This is a genomic window from Legionella tunisiensis, assembly GCF_000308315.1.
Lineage (GTDB): Bacteria > Pseudomonadota > Gammaproteobacteria > Legionellales > Legionellaceae > Tatlockia > Tatlockia tunisiensis.
On record NZ_CALJ01000094.1, the window covers coordinates 1 to 2,623 of the forward strand.

Consider the following 2,623-nt stretch of genomic DNA (forward strand, 5'->3'; position numbering starts at 1 on the left):
GCCGCCAACAAGTGCAACCGGTGAAGCGGTATGGTGGGGGGCTCGGAACGTGGGGTAGCGCCAGGCGTTAAAATTGGGGAGGCGTCCTCGCAATGAATGGATAGCAGCACATTCCAAAGCTTCTGTCTCGGATAGTGGTGGGAGCAGGGTATTAAACCGTTTGGCCAACATGGTTTTACCGCTTCCAGGCGGACCGCAGAGCAAAATACTATGACCACCACAAGCAGCAATTTCCATTGCCTGTTTTGCGTGATACTGTCCTCTCACATCAGACCAATCAATCTGGCTATTCTCGATGGTGATTTCCGGGCGTGCGGGTAGAGGTTGTAGTGGTGTACCTTGACAGAGATAACTACAGACTTCTCTCAAGTTATTCGCAGTATAAACACCTTCGTGTCCTACTAAAGAGGCTTCTTCGGCGTCGGCTGTAGCAATAATTAATTGTTGTTTATCACGATGTGCTGCCAGTACAGTTGGAATGATAGCAGAGACTCCACGCAGATTACCGTTTAAGGCCAATTCAGCAATAAACTCATGAGAGTCTAATTTTTGTTGAGGTATTTGACCTGAGGCAGCCAGGATACCTAGAGCAATGGGTAAATCAAAGCCACTACCTGATTTTGGTAGATCAGCTGGGGCTAAATTGACAGTGATTTTGCGGCAGGGAAAATCAAATTGACTGTTAATAATTGCACTGCGTACCCGATCTTTGCTTTCTTTTACAGCAGTTTCAGCAAGACCGACAATGGTAAAGCCAGGTAAACCATTCGATAAATGTACTTCCACAGAGACAGGTTGCGCAAAAATGCCTATAGCACTGCGCGTTTTGCTAAAAGCAAGATTCATTTTTTTCCTAATTGGTTGGACGGTTGGAGGACTAGCTAGCTATTTCTTTTTCCTTGTTCTTTGTTTGTTGTGCTAGTAAGGTATCAACCTGCATTTGCAAGGTATCGACTTTTTCGCGTGTTCTGGCTAGTACTTTGGTTTGTACATCAAATTCCTCGCGAGTGATTAAGTCCAAACGAGAAAAGGCAGCTTGCAAAACTTCTTTGAATTTCTGTTGAATCTCTTTTTCGAAATTTTGTAGACTGGTAGGTAAAGTGGCGAAGAGCTTTTGAGCTAAATCATCAAAGTGTTTTGGATCAAACATGCAAATCTCCCTGCTGTTGTAATACTATTGGTGATAGTCTAACAAAACTCAAGTCTATCAGCCATGTACTTTGTAACGAAGGAATTATTATGAAAATGCTTACCGCGATTATCAAGCCGTTTAAACTTGATGATGTGCATGAAGCACTCATGGAAATCGGTGTACCCGGAATCACGATCTCTGAAACACGAGGGTTTGGTCGCCAGAAAGGACACACCGAACTTTATAGAGGAGCAGAATACGTCGTTGATTTTCTCCCTAAAATAAAAATTGAGCTCGCTTTACCCGATGACATGATCGAGGTAGCAATTGATGCCATTTGCAAGGCAGCCTACACAGGAAAAATTGGTGACGGCAAAATTTTTGTTTATGACTTGGAACAAGTCGTGCGCATCAGAACGGGCGAAGTAGGTGTTGATGCGATTTAACGTGATTTAGGAGCAGTAGGTAAGCCTGGTTGTCTACAAATAGGAGCGTTATTTAAGCTAATTTCTCCGTAATAAATCGCCATTCATCTTGTCCCACTGGCATGACCGATAAACGATTCCCTTTACGAAGTAGCTGCATGTTTTTTAGTTCGGCGTGTTGTTTTAAGTAATCAAGAGGAATGATGTGAGAGAATTTCTCTTTAAAGCGGATATCAACCATAAACCATCTTGGATTATCAGGCGTACTTTTGGCATCGGGGTGTTCACTGTTTGGATCAAAAGCCGTGTGATCTGGATAAGCCTCACTGACGACTTCAGCAATACCAACGATACCAGGTGGATTGGTATTTGAGTGATAAAAAACACTTGATCGCCAATCGCCATGTCGTCACGCATAAAATTACGTGCTTGGTAATTCCGTACACCATCCCACGCTGTCATTTGATGAGAAGCTGTACGTAGATCATCAATGCTGAAACAGGAAGGTTCTGATTTCATTAACCAATACTTGGTCATGGTTTACTCCAGTATATTGTTCGTTGGGTTACCACTGCGGTGAGCGGAATATCCCAAGCATGTGGTTCTATGTATGTTTGGTGTTGAAACTCATAAGCAACACCGATAAGCAAAGGATGATTTTCTTTGGCCAAAGTGCGATCATAATAACCAGCTCCCATTCCCAGACGTGTACAATGGCTATCGAAGGCGACCAAGGGTAAGAAAATGATATCAAGTTGCTTGGGAGGCATCGCTTCGGCTTTATCCACATCAGGTTCACCAATGCCATATTTGTTTTCTTTAAATGGAGTAGCGGGGGTTGCTGGCAAAAATGAAAGCGTTTTATCGTCGTTTAACGCCGGAAAATAGCAATATTTACCATGTAAGGGCGCTGAGTTCCATAAGGCATCCAAACTAATTTCGCCTCCCATTGCGTGGTAAAGGGCGATACGCTTGGCATAGCGGTATTGGGAAAGGTCACGAATGCGCTTGCATACTTGCGCAGAGGCTATTTCCTGGTAAGCAATGGGTAGCTGTTCCCGTATTT

Annotated in this window: 4 protein-coding genes and 1 pseudogene; 1 reads left to right on the forward strand and 4 read right to left on the reverse strand. The window is 43.7% G+C overall.

Annotated elements, in window-relative coordinates:
• The coding region (locus BN58_RS06960; RefSeq protein WP_019216218.1) for a YifB family Mg chelatase-like AAA ATPase at positions 1 to 846 on the reverse strand (846 nt) is incomplete at its 3' end.
• 31 nt (positions 847 to 877) lie between these two features.
• Positions 878 to 1,150 (reverse strand): ubiquinone biosynthesis accessory factor UbiK, encoded by a 273-nt coding sequence (gene ubiK / locus BN58_RS06965; RefSeq protein ID WP_019216219.1) that lies wholly within the window; start codon positions 1,148 to 1,150, stop codon positions 878 to 880.
• A gap of 89 nt (positions 1,151 to 1,239) precedes the next feature.
• Between ubiK and BN58_RS06970 the strand changes: the two genes are divergently transcribed.
• Positions 1,240 to 1,578 carry a P-II family nitrogen regulator gene (locus BN58_RS06970; RefSeq protein ID WP_019216220.1) on the forward strand — a complete coding sequence of 113 codons (339 nt, stop codon included), beginning with the start codon at positions 1,240 to 1,242 and terminating at the stop codon, positions 1,576 to 1,578.
• Positions 1,579 to 1,630: 52 nt separating this feature from the next.
• Here the strand turns inward: BN58_RS06970 and BN58_RS37620 are convergent.
• Positions 1,631 to 2,094, reverse strand: a pseudogene (locus BN58_RS37620) (EVE domain-containing protein).
• Entirely contained in the window at positions 2,091 to 2,621 is a 531-nt protein-coding gene (locus BN58_RS06980) for a 5-formyltetrahydrofolate cyclo-ligase (RefSeq protein ID WP_051131855.1), read from the reverse strand. The pseudogene BN58_RS37620 and the gene BN58_RS06980 overlap by 4 nt, the downstream one beginning before the upstream one ends.
• Positions 2,622 to 2,623 lie beyond the last annotated feature (2 nt).

Bases quoted from the DNA above. Each gene is read 5' to 3' on its own strand.
- ubiK (WP_019216219.1), bottom strand. From the start codon at position 1,150: ATGTTTGATCCAAAACACTTTGATGATTTAGCTCAAAAGCTCTTCGCC.
- BN58_RS06970 (WP_019216220.1), top strand. From the start codon at position 1,240: ATGAAAATGCTTACCGCGATTATCAAGCCGTTTAAACTTGATGATGTG.